Origin of the sequence: Phytohabitans kaempferiae (assembly GCF_042433955.1) — a bacterium.
GTDB classification, from domain to species: Bacteria; Actinomycetota; Actinomycetes; order Mycobacteriales; family Micromonosporaceae; genus Phytohabitans; species Phytohabitans kaempferiae.
This window is the reverse complement of the sequence record NZ_JBHLUH010000012.1, coordinates 420545-437910: the sequence shown is the minus strand read 5'-3', so window position 1 is coordinate 437910 and position 17366 is coordinate 420545. Positions and strand designations below refer to the sequence as shown.

General features: G+C 71.2%; 24 protein-coding genes. 19 read left to right on the top strand and 5 right to left on the bottom strand.

Features of this window, described 5'->3' with window-relative positions; genetic code table 11:
- Window positions 1-103 precede the first annotated feature (103 nt).
- From ACFFIA_RS11785 to ACFFIA_RS11765, 5 genes are all read left to right on the top strand, one after another.
- Window positions 104-982: a hypothetical protein gene (locus tag ACFFIA_RS11785; protein ID WP_377249702.1), complete on the top strand. Its 879-nt coding sequence runs from the start codon at window positions 104-106 to the stop codon at window positions 980-982.
- A gap of 41 nt (window positions 983-1023) precedes the next feature.
- Entirely contained in the window at window positions 1024-1812 is a 789-nt protein-coding gene (locus ACFFIA_RS11780; RefSeq protein WP_377249700.1) for an LmeA family phospholipid-binding protein, read from the top strand.
- Window positions 1790-1957, top strand: coding sequence for an Ms5788A family Cys-rich leader peptide (locus tag ACFFIA_RS11775; protein ID WP_377249698.1), 168 nt, complete (start codon window positions 1790-1792; stop codon window positions 1955-1957). Before ACFFIA_RS11780 ends, ACFFIA_RS11775 begins: the two co-directional genes overlap by 23 nt.
- A gap of 158 nt (window positions 1958-2115) precedes the next feature.
- Window positions 2116-2964 (top strand): sulfurtransferase, encoded by an 849-nt coding sequence (locus ACFFIA_RS11770; protein ID WP_377249696.1) that lies wholly within the window; start codon window positions 2116-2118, stop codon window positions 2962-2964.
- A 2-nt stretch (window positions 2965-2966) separates the two neighbouring features.
- Entirely contained in the window at window positions 2967-3299 is a 333-nt protein-coding gene (locus ACFFIA_RS11765; protein ID WP_377249693.1) for a DUF1416 domain-containing protein, read from the top strand.
- A gap of 84 nt (window positions 3300-3383) precedes the next feature.
- On the opposite strand, the gene ACFFIA_RS11760 is transcribed toward ACFFIA_RS11765, so the two are convergent.
- Genes ACFFIA_RS11760 through ACFFIA_RS11750 form a run of 3 tightly spaced genes read right to left on the bottom strand, consistent with a single transcriptional unit; the run spans window position 3384 to window position 6133 of the window.
- Window positions 3384-4670 (bottom strand): hypothetical protein, encoded by a 1287-nt coding sequence (locus ACFFIA_RS11760; RefSeq protein ID WP_377249691.1) that lies wholly within the window; start codon window positions 4668-4670, stop codon window positions 3384-3386.
- Window positions 4649-5500, bottom strand: coding sequence for an inositol monophosphatase family protein (locus ACFFIA_RS11755; protein ID WP_377249688.1), 852 nt, complete (start codon window positions 5498-5500; stop codon window positions 4649-4651). The genes ACFFIA_RS11760 and ACFFIA_RS11755 overlap by 22 nt, the downstream gene beginning before the upstream one ends.
- A gap of 45 nt (window positions 5501-5545) precedes the next feature.
- Window positions 5546-6133 (bottom strand): carboxypeptidase-like regulatory domain-containing protein, encoded by a 588-nt coding sequence (locus tag ACFFIA_RS11750; RefSeq protein ID WP_377249686.1) that lies wholly within the window; start codon window positions 6131-6133, stop codon window positions 5546-5548.
- A gap of 182 nt (window positions 6134-6315) precedes the next feature.
- Between ACFFIA_RS11750 and ACFFIA_RS11745 the strand changes: the two genes are divergently transcribed.
- Both ACFFIA_RS11745 and ACFFIA_RS11740 read left to right on the top strand, forming a co-directional pair.
- Window positions 6316-6792: a winged helix-turn-helix domain-containing protein gene (locus ACFFIA_RS11745; protein WP_377249684.1), complete on the top strand. Its 477-nt coding sequence runs from the start codon at window positions 6316-6318 to the stop codon at window positions 6790-6792.
- A 57-nt stretch (window positions 6793-6849) separates the two neighbouring features.
- The gene (locus ACFFIA_RS11740) at window positions 6850-7698 is read left to right on the top strand and encodes a hypothetical protein (RefSeq protein WP_377249681.1); all 849 of its coding nucleotides are present in this window, start codon (window positions 6850-6852) and stop codon (window positions 7696-7698) included.
- A 9-nt stretch (window positions 7699-7707) separates the two neighbouring features.
- On the opposite strand, the gene ACFFIA_RS11735 is transcribed toward ACFFIA_RS11740, so the two are convergent.
- The gene (locus tag ACFFIA_RS11735) at window positions 7708-8082 is read right to left on the bottom strand and encodes a DsrE family protein (protein WP_377249679.1); all 375 of its coding nucleotides are present in this window, start codon (window positions 8080-8082) and stop codon (window positions 7708-7710) included.
- A 30-nt stretch (window positions 8083-8112) separates the two neighbouring features.
- Here ACFFIA_RS11735 and mtfM point away from each other — a divergent pair, with 30 nt between their 5' ends.
- From mtfM to ACFFIA_RS11720, 3 genes are read left to right on the top strand one after another with little or no spacing between them, the layout of a single operon-like run.
- Window positions 8113-8217: a small membrane protein MtfM gene (gene mtfM / locus ACFFIA_RS11730; RefSeq protein ID WP_308714086.1), complete on the top strand. Its 105-nt coding sequence runs from the start codon at window positions 8113-8115 to the stop codon at window positions 8215-8217.
- Entirely contained in the window at window positions 8211-8804 is a 594-nt protein-coding gene (locus ACFFIA_RS11725; protein ID WP_377249764.1) for a heme-binding beta-barrel domain-containing protein, read from the top strand. The genes mtfM and ACFFIA_RS11725 overlap by 7 nt, the downstream gene beginning before the upstream one ends.
- A gap of 51 nt (window positions 8805-8855) precedes the next feature.
- On the top strand, window positions 8856-9377 hold the full coding sequence (locus tag ACFFIA_RS11720; RefSeq protein ID WP_377249676.1) for a Uma2 family endonuclease: 522 nt from the start codon (window positions 8856-8858) through the stop codon (window positions 9375-9377).
- On the opposite strand, the gene ACFFIA_RS11715 is transcribed toward ACFFIA_RS11720, so the two are convergent.
- Entirely contained in the window at window positions 9374-10132 is a 759-nt protein-coding gene (locus ACFFIA_RS11715) for an aminotransferase class IV (protein WP_377249674.1), read from the bottom strand. The two genes, ACFFIA_RS11720 and ACFFIA_RS11715, sit on opposite strands and share 4 nt — an antisense overlap.
- A 17-nt stretch (window positions 10133-10149) precedes the next feature.
- Here ACFFIA_RS11715 and ACFFIA_RS11710 point away from each other — a divergent pair, with 17 nt between their 5' ends.
- From ACFFIA_RS11710 to ACFFIA_RS11670, 9 genes are all read left to right on the top strand, one after another.
- On the top strand, window positions 10150-10572 hold the full coding sequence (locus tag ACFFIA_RS11710) for a Fur family transcriptional regulator (protein ID WP_377249672.1): 423 nt from the start codon (window positions 10150-10152) through the stop codon (window positions 10570-10572).
- A complete protein-coding gene (ygfZ, locus tag ACFFIA_RS11705; RefSeq protein ID WP_377249669.1) occupies window positions 10569-11627 on the top strand; it encodes a CAF17-like 4Fe-4S cluster assembly/insertion protein YgfZ in 1059 nt (352 codons plus the stop codon). The genes ACFFIA_RS11710 and ygfZ overlap by 4 nt, the downstream gene beginning before the upstream one ends.
- Window positions 11628-11631: 4 nt before the next feature.
- Entirely contained in the window at window positions 11632-12477 is an 846-nt protein-coding gene (locus ACFFIA_RS11700; protein ID WP_377249667.1) for a beta-keto acid cleavage family enzyme, read from the top strand.
- Window positions 12437-13438 (top strand): asparaginase, encoded by a 1002-nt coding sequence (locus tag ACFFIA_RS11695; protein WP_377249664.1) that lies wholly within the window; start codon window positions 12437-12439, stop codon window positions 13436-13438. The genes ACFFIA_RS11700 and ACFFIA_RS11695 overlap by 41 nt, the downstream gene beginning before the upstream one ends.
- A gap of 217 nt (window positions 13439-13655) precedes the next feature.
- Window positions 13656-14171, top strand: coding sequence for a helix-turn-helix domain-containing protein (locus tag ACFFIA_RS11690; protein WP_377249662.1), 516 nt, complete (start codon window positions 13656-13658; stop codon window positions 14169-14171).
- A complete protein-coding gene (locus ACFFIA_RS11685) occupies window positions 14168-14680 on the top strand; it encodes a hypothetical protein (RefSeq protein ID WP_377249660.1) in 513 nt (170 codons plus the stop codon). The genes ACFFIA_RS11690 and ACFFIA_RS11685 overlap by 4 nt, the downstream gene beginning before the upstream one ends.
- 68 nt (window positions 14681-14748) lie before the next feature.
- Window positions 14749-15063: a DUF2516 family protein gene (locus ACFFIA_RS11680; protein WP_377249658.1), complete on the top strand. Its 315-nt coding sequence runs from the start codon at window positions 14749-14751 to the stop codon at window positions 15061-15063.
- Complete coding sequence (locus tag ACFFIA_RS11675; protein ID WP_377249655.1) at window positions 15060-15947, top strand: alpha/beta fold hydrolase; 888 nt, start codon at window positions 15060-15062, stop codon at window positions 15945-15947. The genes ACFFIA_RS11680 and ACFFIA_RS11675 overlap by 4 nt, the downstream gene beginning before the upstream one ends.
- 532 nt (window positions 15948-16479) lie before the next feature.
- Window positions 16480-17310 carry an EI24 domain-containing protein gene (locus ACFFIA_RS11670; protein ID WP_377249762.1) on the top strand — a complete coding sequence of 277 codons (831 nt, stop codon included), beginning with the start codon at window positions 16480-16482 and terminating at the stop codon, window positions 17308-17310.
- Window positions 17311-17366 lie beyond the last annotated feature (56 nt).

The following is a 17366-nucleotide window of genomic DNA, read 5'->3' as shown; positions in this document are numbered from 1 at the left end:
AGCCTGATCGCCTTCGACCACTGAACCAGCCGATAACTCCCCGCATCACTCGTCTAGTATCGGTGGCGTGTTTCCCTCCGCCTCCGAGACTTCCCCTCGGGCCGTGGCCACCGCCGCGGTCGACGACGAGGACGAGCTCGAAGAGGTCGAGGTCGTCCCGGTCCGGCCGAGCCTTTCGGCCGCCATCGCCGGGTTCGCCGCGCTGCTGGCCGTTGGGCTGATCTTCGGGGCGCAGACCGCGGGGCCGGGCAGCGCGCGCATCCCGTACGCGATCGTGATCTTCGGGGTGCAGCTCCTCTTCGTGCTCGCCTGGACGATGGCGATCCGCCCGCCGGCGCTCCCCGCCGTCGCCGGGATCTGCGTGGCCGTGGCGCTCATCGCCGACCTGGCTGCGGTCTGGCCGCAGAGCGCGACGATCCTCCCGCTGGTCTACGTGTCGATCGGCGGCTTCGCGGTCGCCGTGCTGAGCCAGCTGATCCGCCCCGACGACCGGGCCCAGGCCAAAGACTCGCTCAGCTCGACCCTGCTCATCGTGGTCGGCGTGGTGTCCTTCGCGGCGCTGATCGTGCTGGGGCGGGAGCCGCTCGGCACGCAGACCATCTTCGTCTGCCTGGCCGCGACCGGCGTCTCGCTCATCGTGGCCCGGCTGACCGACGCGGTGCTCGCCTGGCCGCGGCTCGCGCCCCAGGTGCCCCGCGGCGCCGCGGGCGTCGTGTTCGGCGCGATGGCCGGCACACTCACGGCCGCGGTCATCGGCAGCTACGTGGTCGGCTTCACCCCGACCAGCGCCGCGATCGCCGGCCTGGTGGCGGCCAGCCTGGGCGCACTAGCCGACCTCGCGGTGGGATACGCCGAGGCGGGGCGGCAGATGGCGGGCGAGCCACCGACCATGTGGATCGCGCGGCACATGCAGGGGCCGCTGGGCGGGTTCGCGCTCGCCGCACCGGCGGCTTACACCATGTGCGTCTTGTTTCTCACCTGAGCCACGACTCGCATTCAGGAGAGCGGGGTATAACGGGCGCCGTGACGACGTACACCTACGAAGAGGCACCTGCCCGCCCGCGGCGGCGCTGGGGGCGGCGCCTGCTGATCTTCTTCATCGTGCTGCTGGTGCTGCTCGGCGGGCTGCTCGTCGTCGCCGACCGGGTCGCGGCCAGCGTGGCCGAGCGCGCCATCAGCGAGGAGGTGAGCAAGGAGCTCGTCGCCCAGGAGATCAAGTCCTCACCGCCTGAGGTGGGCATCGGCGGGTTCCCGTTCCTGACCCAGGTGCTCTCCGGCAAGTACGAGTCGATCACGATCAGCCTCCGCGACCTGGAGGGCAACGTCGAGGGCAACGGCGTGCGCGTGCCACGGCTCGACGTCGACGCGCGCGACGTCAATGCCCCGCTCGACACGATCCGCAGCGGCCAGGGCGACGTGGTGGCGCAGACGGTCAACGGCACCGCCACGATCGCGTACGCCAGCGTGGTCGCCCTCATGGACCAGCCCGGTCTGCGCCTCTCCGAGCGCGACGGCAAGCTCTTCGTCACCGCTCCCCTCGACGTGGTGGGTCAGCAGGTCACGGTCAGCGGCACCGCCGACCTGAGCGTCGACAACGGGCGGGTGCGGATCCGCTTCGCCGACCTGACCGCCGAGGGACTGCCCCAACTGCCCGGCGCGGAGGCGCTCATCAACCAGTACGCGCGCCAGATCTCGATCAGCGTCGCCCTGCCCGAGCTGCCGTTCAAGCTGGACGTGCGCGGCGTGCAGGCGCGACCCGACGGGCTCGCGGTGGACGCGCAGGCCCTCAATGTCGCGCTCAACCAGTGGTAGCCGGGCCGTCCCGGATGGTGAGTCGGATCTGTCACGACCTGAAGAACGGCTGGTAAGCTCCCTGCCCATGGGGACGCTCCTCACCAAACGGCGCGCGGTCGACCTGTGCCGCGTGGCCACGTGCCTGTGTCGCCCCGTCATCTGACGGCGGGGCCGGTTCTGCGTACCCTCTGATCCATTACGCCCGGCAGTGGCGCCGTCGCACGTACCCGTGATCCGTCCTAATCCATGGGTCGCGCGCCACGGCAGAGTTTGAGCGCCCGCGCGCCGACCTCGAATCAATCCTCACAAGGAGTTCATTCGATGAGTCGCGACACTGCACTCGTTTCAGCCGACTGGGCCGAAAAGAACCTCGAGACACCGGGAATCGTCTTCGTCGAGGTCGACGAAGACACGACCGCGTATGACGCTGGCCACATCCCGGGCGCCGTCAAGCTTGACTGGAAGACCGACCTCCAGGACCAGGTCCGCCGAGACTTCGTCAACAAGCAGCAGTTCGAGGCGCTGCTCTCCGAGCGCGGCATCGGCAACGACGACACGGTCATCCTCTACGGCGGCAACAACAACTGGTTCGCGGCGTACGCGTACTGGTACTTCAAGCTCTACGGCCACGGCGACGTCAAGCTGCTCGACGGCGGCCGCAAGAAGTGGGAGCTCGACGCCCGCACTCTCACCAAGGACCCGGTGAGCCGCGCCGCGACGCAGTACGTGGCGCAGGAGCCCGATCTGTCGATCCGCGCCTTCCGCGACGAGGCGGTGGCCGCGATCGGCACGAAGAACCTGGTCGACGTTCGCTCGCCCGACGAGTACGCCGGTCGCCTGCTCGCCCCCGCCCACCTGCCGCAGGAGCAGGCGCAGCGGGCCGGGCACATCCCCACCGCGATCAGCGTGCCGTGGAGCAAGTCCGCCAACGAAGACGGCACGTTCAAGTCCGACGAGGAGCTGCGCCAGATCTACGGCGACGCCGGGCTCGACGAGAGCAAGTCGACCATCGCGTACTGCCGCATCGGCGAGCGCTCCTCGCACACCTGGTTCGTGCTCAAGGAGCTGCTCGGTCACCAGGACGTGAAGAACTACGACGGTTCGTGGACCGAGTACGGCTCGCTCGTCGGCGTGCCGGTGGTGCTCGGCGACGAGCCGGGGAAGGCGTGACCATGACTGCCGTCACCTCCGCCAACACCGCCGCCGGTTGCGCGGCGCCCGACCAGGCTGCTCCCATCCCGGCCAGCGTTGACCTGGAGAAGGAGACCGTGATCACGGGCACCGTCCAGGCCGACTCGGGCGAGGCGGTGGCCGGGGCGTACGTACGCCTGCTCGACTCGACCGGCGAGTTCACCGCCGAGGTGGTCACCTCGCCGGAGGGCCAGTTCCGCTTCTTCGCCGCGCCCGGCACCTGGACGCTGCGCGCCCTGTCCCGCCACGGCAACGGCGACGCCACCGTCACCGCCAGCCGGGGCATCAACCAGGTCGGCGTCACCGTCGCCTGATCGCACCTCCGACACCGAAGCGGCCCGCACACAGTCGTGCGGGCCGCTTCTGCTTGCCGGTGCTTCACTGCGACCGTGGCGCGGTCACGGCCGGGTGAGCCGCCAGGCGCGGATGAACTCCCGGTAGAGGAACTGCTGGAACGGCCGGCTGCGGAGCCGGCGTACGACACCTCGGCCTATGCCCCGGGAGCCGAAGTAGAGGCCGCTGACGATCGGGAGTCCGGTGGCGGTCTGCGCGACGGAGGCGACCCCTTCCACCAGGTCGCGTTCGAGGGGCGAGGGCTCGGCACGGCGTAACCCCAGCGTCTCCAGCAGCCGGGTGCGCACTCCCTCGATGTCGCGGGCGAGGCGCAGGTAGTCTTCGTCGGTCACGCAGGTGGCGATCGCTGCGCGCAGATCAGATGCCTCAGCGCGGTATTGCTTGATCCGGTCGACGACCCGGTGGATCCAGGCGAGGTCGGCCAGCTTCCCGGTCTCACCATCCGACCAGAGTCTTCCGCCGATCAGTGGCAACTCGAACTCCAACAGCCGCACGCGAAGTGCCTCGGTCTGACCGGAGGCTTCGGCGATCGATCCCGGGATGCCGCGGATGGTCTTGATGACCTCCAGCACCAGGCTGTCTTCGGCGCCCTGCTGGTTGAGGTCGAACGTCAGGAGGAAGTCGCGCCGCATCGGATGCGGCTGGTAACAGAGCCCGGCAGCGTCGGCCCGTGCCTGGTACTTCAGGCCCCTGGCCAACGTGGCCATCAGGTATTTGCCCTCACCCGGCGGTGCGACCGGAGCCAGCGCGCGGTGCAGGACGACGGCCGCCGAACGCGCCCACTCGCCGAACTCGTCCGGCTCGATCCCGTCGTGGCTGTCGATACGGACGTTGTGGTGCCCGCTCACTCGTACCGTGGCCTGCTGGAACCGGGACCAGTCGATCAGCCGGGCGGAGAGCGAGTCGCGTCCGGGCCGGGCGCCGTCGCAGACGATGGCCTGGTCGACGAACTGGATGACGCTGGTCGTGCCCAGCGCTGTGGTGAGGTCGTCCAGCGCCTTCGCCTGGGCGGCCGTCGCGCTGGCCCACCGGTCGGCGGGGAGAGCGAGGGGACGCACGAGGTCCGCCTGGATCAGCTCCCGCAGCAGGTGCGGTCGTTCGCCGAAGTCGTCTGGTGTCGGCGACGGCAGCGTCGGATGTACGACGTGGACCTCGGGCACGAAGATCAGGGACTGTACGACTTCGACGAAGCATTGGCGGGCGAACGGATCTTGCGGCCGGGACCGGTGGTTCTGGGACACGATGTATTCTTCGGCGCCGATCAGCGAGGTCACGTCGAGAAGTACGCTGCCCCCGCGGTGCCGCTGAGTTACGTGATCCCCAGGAACCACTTGACCTCCTCGGGCGAACCCATGGTGGTCGCATCGAAGGTGGGCTCGGGCTGGCTGAGTGTCTCGATGTCCACTGGAAGTCGATTGTGCCCGTTGGTATCGACCGCCAACAGTCCGGTGGCCTCACCGATGCACAGCCCGGCCAATCCGTCCCACACTTTCTGTTGCCTGCGGTGGAAAAGGCGGAACGGTCGCAGTTTTCCCCCGGTGACATCGCTGAGGTCCAGCGCGGTGCGCACCATGTCGAGCGTCTGCGAAGTGGTCCGCGTCTTGAGCTCGTATCCCGCGCGCAGCATCGGCTCTTCGAACGGCCGGGGCGGGACACCGCCACTACGGGTCACGGATGCCGCCCGCGGTTGGTCGGCGGCGCGTGCCTTGGCAGCGGCGCGGTTTACCAGCACCGTCCCGGTCGCGCTGTCGGCCGTGACGGTGATCGGGCGGCGGTCGGTGCCGACCTCTGGGGCGAGCACGAAAGCGGCGACCGGCGTGCGGTGCCGCAGGAGACAGACGACCGAGCAGAATTCGACGCGGTCGGGGCGGACGAACTCCGCGGTGCCGTCGATGGGGTCGATCACCCAGACCGATTCCGGTGACGTCAGCACGTCCTGTCGTCGCGCTGCCCGGTCGTCCTCTTCGGCGACGATGACCGCATTCCGATCAAGCTCGCGGAGTCGCGTGACGATCAGTTTCTCTACGGCGATGTCGGCCTCGGTGAGGAGCGTGGCATCCGGCTTCGTATCGATGTCGAGAGTGTCCAGCCGCGTCCGGTAATGCCGGAAGATCTCCAGAAGCTCGACCTCGAGCGTGTCCCACAAACTGTCGAGTCTCATCGCGAGCCCTCTCTCGGACGTGAGCCACATCGAAGTGTCCCACGCTCAGGGCGCCCACTCGGGGGAGTGGGCGCCCTCGCCGGTTATGAGGTCACCGCCCCCTGGCGGGGGTGGGCAGGGTTCGGCGGGGTCGAGGGTGAAGTCGACGCCCAATGTGATGCCGGCCTGGACGCGGACGCGTTGGCTCTCCGGGAGCCAGCCGTCCTTGGCGACCACCACGTCGTACCTGCCCTGCGGCATTGGATACGGCGTGTCCGAGCGGATGCCCAGCCGCGCCGCGTACGTGCCGGGCTGGGCGACCCCGGCGGCGGCCGTGGCGGTGAGCGTCACGCGTACGGTGCGGGAGGCGCCCGGCGCGAGCGTGAACGCCACTGGGTCCGCGGCGAGCCACGACACGTTGCCGATCTCGTCGCAGAGGTCGAGGCCGCCGAGGTGCTCCACCTCGGAGCTGTCGACTAACGGCGTGGGCGAGCCACCGATGGCGTACGCGCCACAGGCACCGGCGCCCCGGTACCGGCTGGATCGCATGTTGGGCAGGAATCGCATGTCGGGCGGGAATCGCATGTTGGGCAGGATCTGCCAGGCGTTGGCCGACGGGTCGAAGGCGACCGCGCGGTTGGTGAGCGTGCTCATGCTGTTGTCGTAAAGAGGCGGTGATCAATGGCTATTGCGAGGCAGTTGCCGGGCAGAAAAAGGTCGTCCGGGCCGGGACATCGTGCGGATTGCGACGTTTCGGCGACAGCCAGTTGACTTCGTCAATCGTGCGGCGTTGGCTGTTGTTTCACGCGACACTGTGCGCCTGGGGAGGGGATGCGGTGGTCAGCGGAGATGTGCCGTTCGTGGTCTGCGTGTCATCAGACGTCGCGGTCCGCGAGAGGGTGGTGCGGCGGCTCGACGACTGTGGAGCGGTGGTGCTCTGCGCCGACCTCTCCGAGCTGCGCGCGATGCTCTTCCCCGCGGCGGCTTCGGCGCCCGGGGTGATGCCGTCCAACGGCCCGGTGCGCTTCGGCGAGCTCGTCGTCGACACCGCCGGCCACCTCGTCACCTGGCGGGAAAAGCCGCTGGCGCTGACCCGGCTGGAGCGTGAGCTGCTGGCCCGGCTCGCCAGCCCACCGGTCGGCGTGTGGACCTACGAGCGGCTTTTCGACACCGTGTGGGGCGGCGCCTACCTCGGCGACACCTCGATCCTCCACTCGGCGGTGAAGCGGCTGCGCCGAAAGCTGCGCGCCGCGCCCGACGGTCCCTCGGTCGAGACGGTGCGCGGGGTCGGCTACCGGCTGGCGGCCGTCTGAGCGCCGCTGCCTCGGCCCGGCAGCCGCCGGCTGGGCGGCGCCTGGCACCATGGCCGGGTGACCGGTCCCGTCGCCGCGCCTCCACAGGCCCCGCCGACCCGCCGCCGCTGGCTGACGGTCGTCGCCGTGGCGTGGGCGCTGCTGCTGGGCTTCCTCGCCTACCTCTCTGTGCGCAACGACCCCCCAACCGTGCGGGACCAGCGCACCGTCGGCGAGGCCAGGCCGATCGTCGACCGCGCCGTGGGCGAGTTGGCCGTCGCCGCCGGCTCCGACGCGGTCCTGCGCATTTCTGGGTACGAGGTGACGGGCGGCTGCCGCATCACTCCGTTCCGCTCGGGCGAGACGCTGGAGCGCGACGTCACCATCTACACCGGCGAGACCGACGGGCCGGACCTGCTCGCCCGCATCGCCGAGCGCCTGCCCCGGTCGTATGAGGCCCGCGTCCGCACGGGCAAGGAGCACGACTCGCTGCGGGCGGACGCGGGCGAGTTCGTCTCGGTGCGCGGTGGCGTCACCGCGCCGGGCGTGCTGATCCTCACCGTGGGCACCGGCTGCCGCCCGTCCGCCCCGCTCGGCCTGGACGTGCCGGCACCAGGCGACGAAGACCGCCGTATCGCCGACCGCATGCTGGTGGCGCTCGGCGGCACGCTCGACGGCGTGACGCTGGCCGAGGCGCCGTGCCCGGTCGGCGGTACGGTCCGCACGGTGGTCGCGACCGGCTCCCGCACCGCCGCCGAAAAGCCGCTGCGCGAGGTGCTCGTGCCCCTCTTCGGCGGTGCGCAGGCCGGGCCGGCACTGGTCGACACCGCCGACCGGTACGCCTACCGCAGCGACGAGGCGATGGTCTCGGTAGACGCCGAGGAGGGCAGCCTCACCACGGCCGTGACCACGCCCTGCGGGTCTTGAGCGCCCCAGCTAGTACACGAGCGCCTGCGTCCCCTCCGCCATCGCCTCCTCGACGAAGGCGGCCGCCCCCGCGATCCGGATGCCCGGCAGTACGTCGACCTCGGTGATCTCCCGCCGGACGGCACACTGCGTGCAGAGCGTGACCCGCCCGTCGGTGAGCACCGTGTCGAGCAGGTCGGGCAGCGGCGCCGAGTGCGGCAGCGAAAACTCCGCCGCGCGTCCGGGCAGTGCGAACCACGCCGACTCGCCGGTCAGCCACAGCGAGACGTCGACCCCGGCGGCCACCGCGGTCGCGGCCACCGTGAACGCCTGCGCGCACCGCTCCGGCGCGTCCGTCCCAGCGGTCACCTTGACGACGAGAGAGCGAGCCATGCCGGCCAGCATAGGCCGCGATGGTCATAAGATTGGCCGGTCATGGTTACCGAGATCGGGTTCGTCAGCCTGCTGGTCGCGGGCCTTGGCCTGCTCGCCGGTGGCCTCGTCTATCTGGCCGTGCGCATATCAAGAGGACGCTGGTGACTGACAACCCGCTCGGACCCCCACCCTGGCTCAACGCGCCGCCGGTCGACCCGTACCCCTTCGAGGACACGCACGACCTGCGCAAGGGGCCCGACCTGCACCACTCGCTGCTGGCGCTGCTGCCGTACATCGGACAGTGGCGGGGGCGTGGCCGGGGCGGGTTCCCGACCATCGAAGACTTCGACTACGCGCAGGAGATCCGGATCAGCCACGACGGGCGGCCGTTCCTGAGCTACGAGTCGCGGGCGTGGATCCTCGACGAGCAGAGCCAGCCGGTGCGGCCCGCGATGCGCGAGGTGGGCTGGCTGCGGCCGGTGATGGAAGACGGCCGGGCGACCGACGAGGTCGAGGCGCTGATCACCAATCCGACCGGCATCCTGGAGCTCTATTTGGGCCGGGTCACCGGCACGCGGCTGGAGATGGCGACCGACGCGGTGGTGCGTACGGCCACGGCCAAGGAGGTCACGGCCAACCACCGGCTGTACGGCATTGTTGAGGGTGATCTGCTCTACGCACAGGACATGGCCGCGGTCGGCCACGCCCTCTCGCCACACCTCTCCGCCCGCCTCATCCGCGTGGGCGGCTAGCACCAGTCGGGCGGTCGTTCATAGCCTGAATAGGCACCAAGGGAGGCATCGATGGAGCTGAAGTTGGAGCTTCCGGGTGCGCTCCCGCTGACTGCCGAAGAGTTCGCCGCTGTGCCAGTCGTCGAGGGCGTCCGGATGGAGCTTGAGGAAGGCAACCTCGTCGTGATGGCATCCGCCCAGATGATGTGGCACACCATGACCGCCAGACGGATCCAGGACTGGTTTCGAGCACAGGGTCTATTCGCGGAACGAGAGGTCGGTGTCGTGGTCGGGCCGCGCAGCGTCCCCGCGCCGGACGTGACGGTGTTTTACAAGCCCGTCAGCGACCTGCGGCGCTCGCAGTTTCCGGCCGCCGACGTCCGGTGCGTGGTGGAGGTCGTTTCGCCGGAGTCGGTAAGCCGAGACCGGGTGAGCAAGCCACTGAAGTACGCCGCCGCCGGCATCCCGGAATTCTGGCTCGTGGAGGAGCATCCGGATGCCCCGGCCGACGCGATCGTCAAGCAGCACCGGCTGGCCGGGAGCGCCTACACCGTGGCGCGGACCGTCACGCTGGCGGAGATCGAAGCCAGCTAGCGGCTGAAGAGGTCGCACAGGCGCTCGGTGTGTGGCGAAGGCGGGAGTTCGGCGCCGTCCAGCACGCGGACCTCGGCTATCCCGCGCACCGACGAGGCCAGCCACACGCCCCCCACCGCGTGCAGGTCGGCGGGGCGGATCATCCGGTGCGCCGCCTGCCAGCCGAGCGTGGGCGCCTGGCCCAGCAGCCACGCGGCGGTGATCCCGGGCAGTACGCCGGCCGACGGCGGCACCGCGCAGAGCGTGTCTCCGGCCAGCCACACCAGGCTGGCGGTCGGACCCTCCAGCGCGTACCCCTCGGGCGAGACCCACAGCGCGTCGTCCACTCCGCTCGCGGCGGCCCAGCGGCGGGCGGCGAGGCTCGGGCCGTACGAGAGCGACTTGACCGGCAGGCCGGAGTGGGCGGGCAGCGTGCGTACCCGGAGCGACGACACGCGCGGCGGCACCGGGGCGATCGAGCAGAACGCGGTCATCGGCGTGCACACGAGCCGCAGGGCGCCCTCCAGATCGGCCGGCCACTCGGCGCACGCCGTGAGTACGAGGTCGGCGAGGCCGGTGGGCACGGCCAGCCCGAGTTCGGGGGCGGAGGCGGCGAGGCGGGCGAGGTGCTCGTCCAGCAGCCGGGGGCGCCCGTTTCGGACGAGCATCGTCTCAAAGAGCCCGTCACCGAGTACCCCCGGATCGTCGGCCCGCATGACCGGAGTGCCCGGCGGCACCACTCCCAGGCCGAGCACGGCGACGATAGTGGCCTCCACCGCACTATTATCGGGCGGTGTCGGAAACGTCCCTCCCGGAGATCCTGCGGGCCCGTGGACTGCGGCTGACCGCCCAGCGGCAACTGGTCTTGGAGGCTGTGCACGAGCTTGGCCACGCCACGCCCGAGCAGCTTCACCACGCGGTCCGCGAGGTGGCCGCGGGCGTGAACATCACCACGATCTACCGCACCTTGGAACTACTCGAGGACCTCGGGCTGGTTACCCATACGCACCTGTCGCACGGGTCACCGACGTACCACCCGGTGGGCGAAGACCAGCATGCCCACCTGGTGTGCCGAGACTGCGGTGCGGTGAGTGAGATCGAGCCGGCGGTGCTCGCCCCCCTGGCCAATGGGCTGGCCGAGGAGCGCGGGTTCCAGCTCGACATCGGTCACGTGGCGCTGTTCGGCACCTGCGGGGATTGTGGGGGAGCGAAATGATCGACACTGCTGGAGCGGTGGCCGTCGAGGCGATCGAGCCGGAGTCGCGCGACGCCGGCGTGGCGGCCCACTACGGCGACCCGATGCGCGAGCAGCGCACGCTCGCCACCGAGGTGGGCCTTGTCGACCGCTCACACCGGGGCGTACTCGCGGTGCCCGGACCCGAGCGGGCCACCTGGCTGCACAGCATCACCACGCAGCACCTCTCCGACCTCCGCGCCGGCCAGGGCACCGAGCTGCTGGTGCTCTCCCCGCACGGCCATGTCGAGCACCACGCCCAGGTCGCCGAAGACGGCACCACCACCTGGCTGGACACCGAGCCGGGCGCGGCGGGCGAGCTGCTCACGTTCCTGGAGAAGATGCGCTTCCTGACCCGGGTCGAGCCGCGCGACGCCACCGCCGAGATGGCCGTGCTGACGCTCGTCGGGCCGCGCGCCGCCGAGGTCGTCCCCGACCTCAAGGAGCCCGAGGTCCGCGCCGTGCCGGGTCCGAAGTTCGCCGCCGGCTCCATCCCGGCGACCCCCACCACTGTGTACGACGTACGGGTCCTGCCGGAGGGTGGGCTGGCCCGCTGTGGGCGGTTGGGGATCGACCTGCTCGTGCCGCGCGAGTCCGTCGGCGAGGTGGTCGAGCGCCTCGGCGTGCCGCTGGCCGGCCTGTGGGCGTACGAGGCGATGCGCGTCGCCGCCCGCGTACCCCGGCATGGTCTCGAGACCGACCACCGCACGATCCCGGCGGAGATCGACCTGCTCGCGCCCGCGGTCCACCTCGACAAGGGCTGCTACCGGGGGCAGGAGACGGTCGCCCGCGTGCACAACCTCGGGCGGCCGCCGCGCCGGCTCGTACTCCTGCATCTGGATGGGGTGACGACCGACCAGCCGCCGGCGCCGGGCACGGCGGTGACCACCGAGGAGGGGCGCGCGGTGGGGTTCGTCGGCACCGCGCTGCGCCACTACGAGCTCGGCACGATCGCCCTCGCCGTGTTGAAGCGAAACGTGCCAGACGACGCGGTCCTCCGGATCGGTGAATCGGCTGCCGCGATAGACCTAGTCTGAGCGCATGACGGGTACGTTGATCACGGTTGCGCCCACCGGCGCGGAGTCGTCGAAGGCGGATGTGCCAGCGCTGCCGGTGACCCTGGACGAGCTGGTCAGCACGGCGAAGGAGTGCGAGGCGCTGGGCGCCAGCGTGGTGCACGTGCACATCCGGGACAGTGCTGCCCGCCCCACGCTCGACCTGGGGCGGCTGCGGGAGACGGTGGCGGCCCTGCGCGCGACCACCGACCTGATCGTCCAGCTCTCCTCGGGCGGTGCGGTGACCGATCCGGAGTCCGACCGGCTCGCGGTGCTCGACGCCGCGCCCGACATGGCCTCCTGCACGATGGGCACGGTCAACTTCGGCGACGACGTCTTCATGAACCGCTGGGAGTTCGTGGTCGAGCTGCACCAGCGCATGCGTGACCGGGGCATCGTCCCCGAGTACGAAATCTTCGACCTCGGCCATCTCACCGCGCTTCAGCGGCTGCTCGACAAGCACGGGCTGCCAGCCGGTGGGCACGTGCACGTCGACCTGGTGATGGGCGTGCCGGGCGGGATGCCCGGCACGACCGAGGCGCTGGTGGCGTGCCGGCAGGCGATGCGCGACCTGCCCGAGGGCACCACCTTCTCGGCCACCGGCATCGGGCGCTCGACGATCCCGGTCATGCTCGCGTCGCTCTCCGCAGGTGGGCACCTGCGAGTGGGGATGGAAGACACGGTCACCTACGCCAAGGGCCGCCCGGTCGAGTCCAACATGCAGCTCGTCGCCCGCGCGGTCGGCTTCGCCCAGCTCGCCCAGCGCCCGCCACTGACCACCGCGCAGGCGCGTGCCCTGCTCGGCGTGCCCGTGCCGGGCGCATCCGCATGAAGCACCTTCTCGGGGAGCCCGTGTGACCGGGGGCGTACCGCTCGCCGAGGTCGTCCGATCCGAGTTCGTGGAGGGGCTGCACCGCGGCTCGGTGGTGGTGCTCGACGCCAGTGGTGTGGTGCTCGACCGGGCCGGTGACGTGCGGTCCCCGATTTTCCCGCGCTCCTCCAACAAGCCCTTTCAGGCGATCGGCATGCTCCGCTCCGGTCTGCGGCTGGTCGACCCGGCCGACCTCGCGCTGGTGTGCGCCAGCCACTACGGCGAAGACCAGCACGTGGCCCGAGTACGTACCCTGCTGCGCAGTGTCGGACTCGACGAGGGCGCCCTGCGCTGCCCGCCCGACCTGCCGCTGCACCAGCCGACCGCCGAGGCGGTGATTCGCGCCGGTGGGGGCCGCTCCCGCGTCCAGATGAACTGCTCCGGCAAGCACACCGGCATGCTGCTCACCTGCCTCGCGTCGGGGTGGTCGCTGGAGGAGTACTGGCTGCCCGAGCATCCCCTCCAAGTACGGCTGCGGGCGACGGTCGAGGAGTTCACCGGCGAACCGGCGGTGGCGGTGGGCGTCGACGGCTGTGGCGCCCCGGTGCTCGCCGCCTCACTCACCGGGCTCGCCTCGGCCTACCTGCGGCTGGTGTCGGCGGCGCCCGGGTCGGTGGAGCGTACGGTCGCCGACGCCATGCGGGCACATCCCGAGGTGGTCGCCGGCACAGGCGCGGAGGACACGCGGATCATGCGCGCCGTCCCGGGGCTGCTGTCGAAGGGCGGAGCCGAGGGCGTGATGGCCGTGGCCGTCCCGGGCGCCGGCGCGGTCGCCCTGAAGATCGAAGACGGCTCGATGCGCGCGCGGATGCCGGTGCTGGTCTCCGCACTGCGCCGGCTCGGTGTGGACGTCGCCGACCTCGCCGAGGTGCCGATCCTGGGCGGCGGCGAGCCGGTCGGAGAGGTACGCCCCATCTGGTAGCCAGCGTCTCGGCAGGTCGCGGACGAGGCTGGCGCGGCGGACGAGGCGCGCGCGGCGGCGGCCCGCTGGCCCCGCTCGTCGCCCCGGCCGCGATCGGCGCCCCCGACGCCGGTGCCGTCCACACCGCATCGCGGGCTGCCCAGGCAGAGCGTGAGAGTTAGCCCACAGTTAGCGGTTTGCTTGCAGGAGCAAGCGCGGCCGGCGTACGGTCGGTTGCATGCCCACCCCGAAAGATCTGCCCCGCGACATCGGCGGCTTCATCCGCGACCTGCGGCGCAACGCCAAGATCTCGCTGCGGCAGCTCGCCGACCAGGCCGGGGTCAGCAATCCGTACCTGAGCCAGGTCGAGCGCGGCCTGCGCAAGCCGAGTGCGGAGGTGCTCCAGCAGTTGGCAAGCGCACTGCGCGTCTCCACCCCGGTGATGTACCTACGCGCCGGGCTGCTCGACGCCCTCGACGCCAAGGAGGGGCAGGGCGTGCTCGGCGCGATCGCGGCCGACCCTGACCTGACGCTCTCGCAAAAGCAGTCGCTCAGCCAGATCTACGAGACCTTCCGCCGGGAAAACATCCGCCAGCAGGAAGCCGACGCTCCGGCGGCGCCGGCTGAGGAGGCGGCCGCTCCGGTCACGGAGGCCGACGATTCGCAGACCACCACCCCCAAGCCCGCGACGAAGACCGTGAAGAAGACGGTCAAGAAGACGGTCGCACCCGCGGCCGAGGAGGAGAACCAATGACCGAGCAGAGCAAGCCGACCCGCATTCCCGCCCCGCTCTACGCGGCGGCCGGCGCTGGCGACCTCGCCTACCAGCAGCTGCGCAAGCTGCCGGCCGTGGTCAACGAGCTGAGCGGCAAGGCCGCCGCCGGCACCGTCGACATCCGCGCCAAGGCCGCGGCCACGCTGCGGGCCGCCAACACCACCGCGACCAGCCTGCGCGACCGCGCCTCCAACACCGACTTCGACGCCGAGCGCCTCCGCGCGGTCGCCCGCCGCAACGCCGCCGCCGTCGTGGCCGGTGCCCACGCCGCCCAGGAGCGGGCCATCGCGTTCTACGGCCAGCTCGTGGCGCACGGCGAGCGTGTCGTCGGCACCGGTGTGGTGCGCACCGCCGACGCAGTCAACTCTGACATCGAGGCCACCGAGCCGCCGGCCGAGGTGACCGCCGCCCCGGCCAGTGGGTCGGAGGCCGAGAAGGTCGCCAAGCCCGCCAAGGCCGCGAAGCGTACGCGCCCCGAGGCCGAGTAGCTGTTCCGCCAGTAAGCGGGCGCCGGCAGGGCATGGCCTGGCCGGCGCCCGCGGCTAAGCTTTCTCCCATGGCAATCACCGCGCCGCTGTTCTACCTCGACGTCCGATACGTCATTGACATGGCGCTGCTCATCTTCGCCCTCGTGATCGAGGGCGTGGCACTCGTGCACTGCCTGACCCAGCGATCCGACGCGTTCCCGGCGATCGGCACGATTCCCAAGGGTGCCTGGTTGGCCATCCTCGGCGTGGCCCTCCTGCTGACGCTCTTCTTCTTCAGCGCGGTCAACATCTTCGGCCTGATCGGCATCGCGGCCGCCTCCGTCTACCTGCTCGACGTGCGAGTCGGCCTGCGTGACCTGACGGACGGCAAGGGCTTCTGGTGAGAGACTTCCGCTGGCCTCCGCCGCCCGACGGCGGCCCGCGGACGTACGGACCGGGGCCATCCGCGCCCAGGACCGGCCGGCCGGCGCTGCCCGAGCCGGCGACCGAGCTGGTGACCACCCCGCACGGCATGCGGCTGGAGCGGCTCACGACCGGCGCCGGCGACCCGGTGACCGTCTTCGCGCACGGCTTCGCCACCGGCATCGGGGCTACCCGCCCGCTCGGCAGCGCGGTCAACGGGCGCAAGGTCTTCTTCCAGTTCCGGGGGCACGGGCGGTCGGATCCGCCGGGCGGCCCGGTGACGTATTCCGACCTGGCCCGTGACCTCCGGGCGATGGCAGACCTCTCCAGCGCGACCCGCGCGGTGGGGGCGAGCCTCGGCGCCGGCGCGCTGGCCCACCTGCTCACCGAGAGCCCTGAGCGCTTCGAGCGGGTGGTGTTCTTCCTCCCGGCCGTACTCGACGAGCCACGGACCACTGTGGCGCGTGACCGCCTGACGGCGCTGGTCGAAGCCGTGCGGTCGGGCGAGGTGTCCGCCGTGGCGGACGCGGTCTCGGCCGAGACCCCGCCTGCGGTGCGCAACACCCCCGCCGGCTGGGCCTACCTGCGGCAGCGCATCGACCAGCTGATGCGCGACGGCCTCGCGTCCGAGCTGGCCGGCCTCGCCGAGCAGGCCGCGGTGGCCGACCGCGCCGACCTCTCCGCCGTCACCGCGAAGGCACTCGTGATCGGCAGCGCCGGCGACGACCTCCACCCCGCCTCGGTCGCCGAGCGGCTGGCCGCCGCGCTGCCCGGCGCGGAGCTGCACGTCTACGACCGGCCCGGCATCCTCTGGACCGAGCGGGCCGACCTGCGCGATCGGATATCCACGTTCCTGAACGGTTAGGACCGCGATCATGGGCGTCACGCACCACGGCCGCACGTGAGGATCCGCCTGATGGCGTAAGCACTCCACATTTCCGCGCCGACCCGCAACCTTTTTGCCGCTTGCGCGGTGAAAAGATGTGGACAAAACGCCGAAGGTGGTTTTTGCGGCAATCGTCGTGCTAGGGCTGCCGGTTGCCGTGGGGGCGGGGTGGCACCTCGCCGCGGAGACGCCGCCGCCGGCAACGCGGCCCGAGGGCGCTGGCAGCCTTGGCACGGCCCCGCCCGACGCCACCGGGCCGGCCCGCGGCTGGCCGGCGCGCAGGCCCGTCTCGATTCCGGTCGGCGCCAGCGCATCGGCGTCCGCCTCACCGCCGGCGCCGGCCACTCCGACACCGACCGCCACCGACACGCCCCTGCCGAGCGTCTCGCCCTCGCCGACCACCGCTCCCGAGGCCACGCCCGAACCCACGCCGTCGCCCTCCGAGCCGCCACCGCCTACCGGGACCCCGTCGCTGAGCCCGTCACCGCGCTGACGCCGGGCGGTTCGTGCTCTGGTGTTCTACGCTCCCGGCGTGGTTGGTGAGTTCTTCGCGGGCGTCGGGCTGCTCGGCCGGGGCCTCGGGATGTACGTGCGCAGTCCCCGCCTGGTCCTCCTCGGCATCATCCCCGCGCTCATGTCCGGGCTGCTGTTCGTCGCGGCCTTCGTGACGCTGGTCTACTTCGTCTCCGACCTGGCCGAGCTGGCCACCTGGTTCGCCGACGACTGGTCGGAGGGGCTGCGCGACGTGGTGCGGGTCTTCGCCGCGATCGCCATCCTCGGCCTCGGCGGCCTGGTCGGCATACTCACCTTCACGGCGGTCACGCTCCTCATCGGCGACCCGTTCTACGAGAAGATCTCCGAGAAGATCGAGGAGCGTTTCGGTGGCGTGCCTGGCGAGGTCGAGGTGCCGTGGTGGCTGTCGCTGCGCCGGAGCCTGTGGGACTCGCTGCGGCTGATCGCCCTCTCGCTGGCGATCGGCATCCCGCTCTTCTTCCTCGGCCTGCTGCCGTTGGTCGGCCAGACCGTGATCCCGGTGATCGCCGCGCTGGTCGGCGGCTGGTTCCTCGCGCTGGAGCTGGTCGGCGTGCCGTTCTTCCGGCGCGGGCTGCGCCTGCCCGACCGGCGTCGCGTGCTCGCCGGGCACCGCCCGCTCGCGCTCGGCTTCGGGGTGAGCGTCTTCTGCTGCTTCCTCATCCCACTCGGCGCGGTGCTGGTCATGCCGGCCGCGGTGGCCGGCGGCACGCTGCTCGCCCGCAAGGTGCTGGGCCTGCCGATCGACACACCAGCCGCCGCCGTCGCCCCGCCTCCGATCGCCGGTCCGCAGCCCTCCCTGGACACCTAGAGGCAGATTCGAGCTACCGCGATGTCCGTCGCGGCCCGCACCGCGACGGACATCGC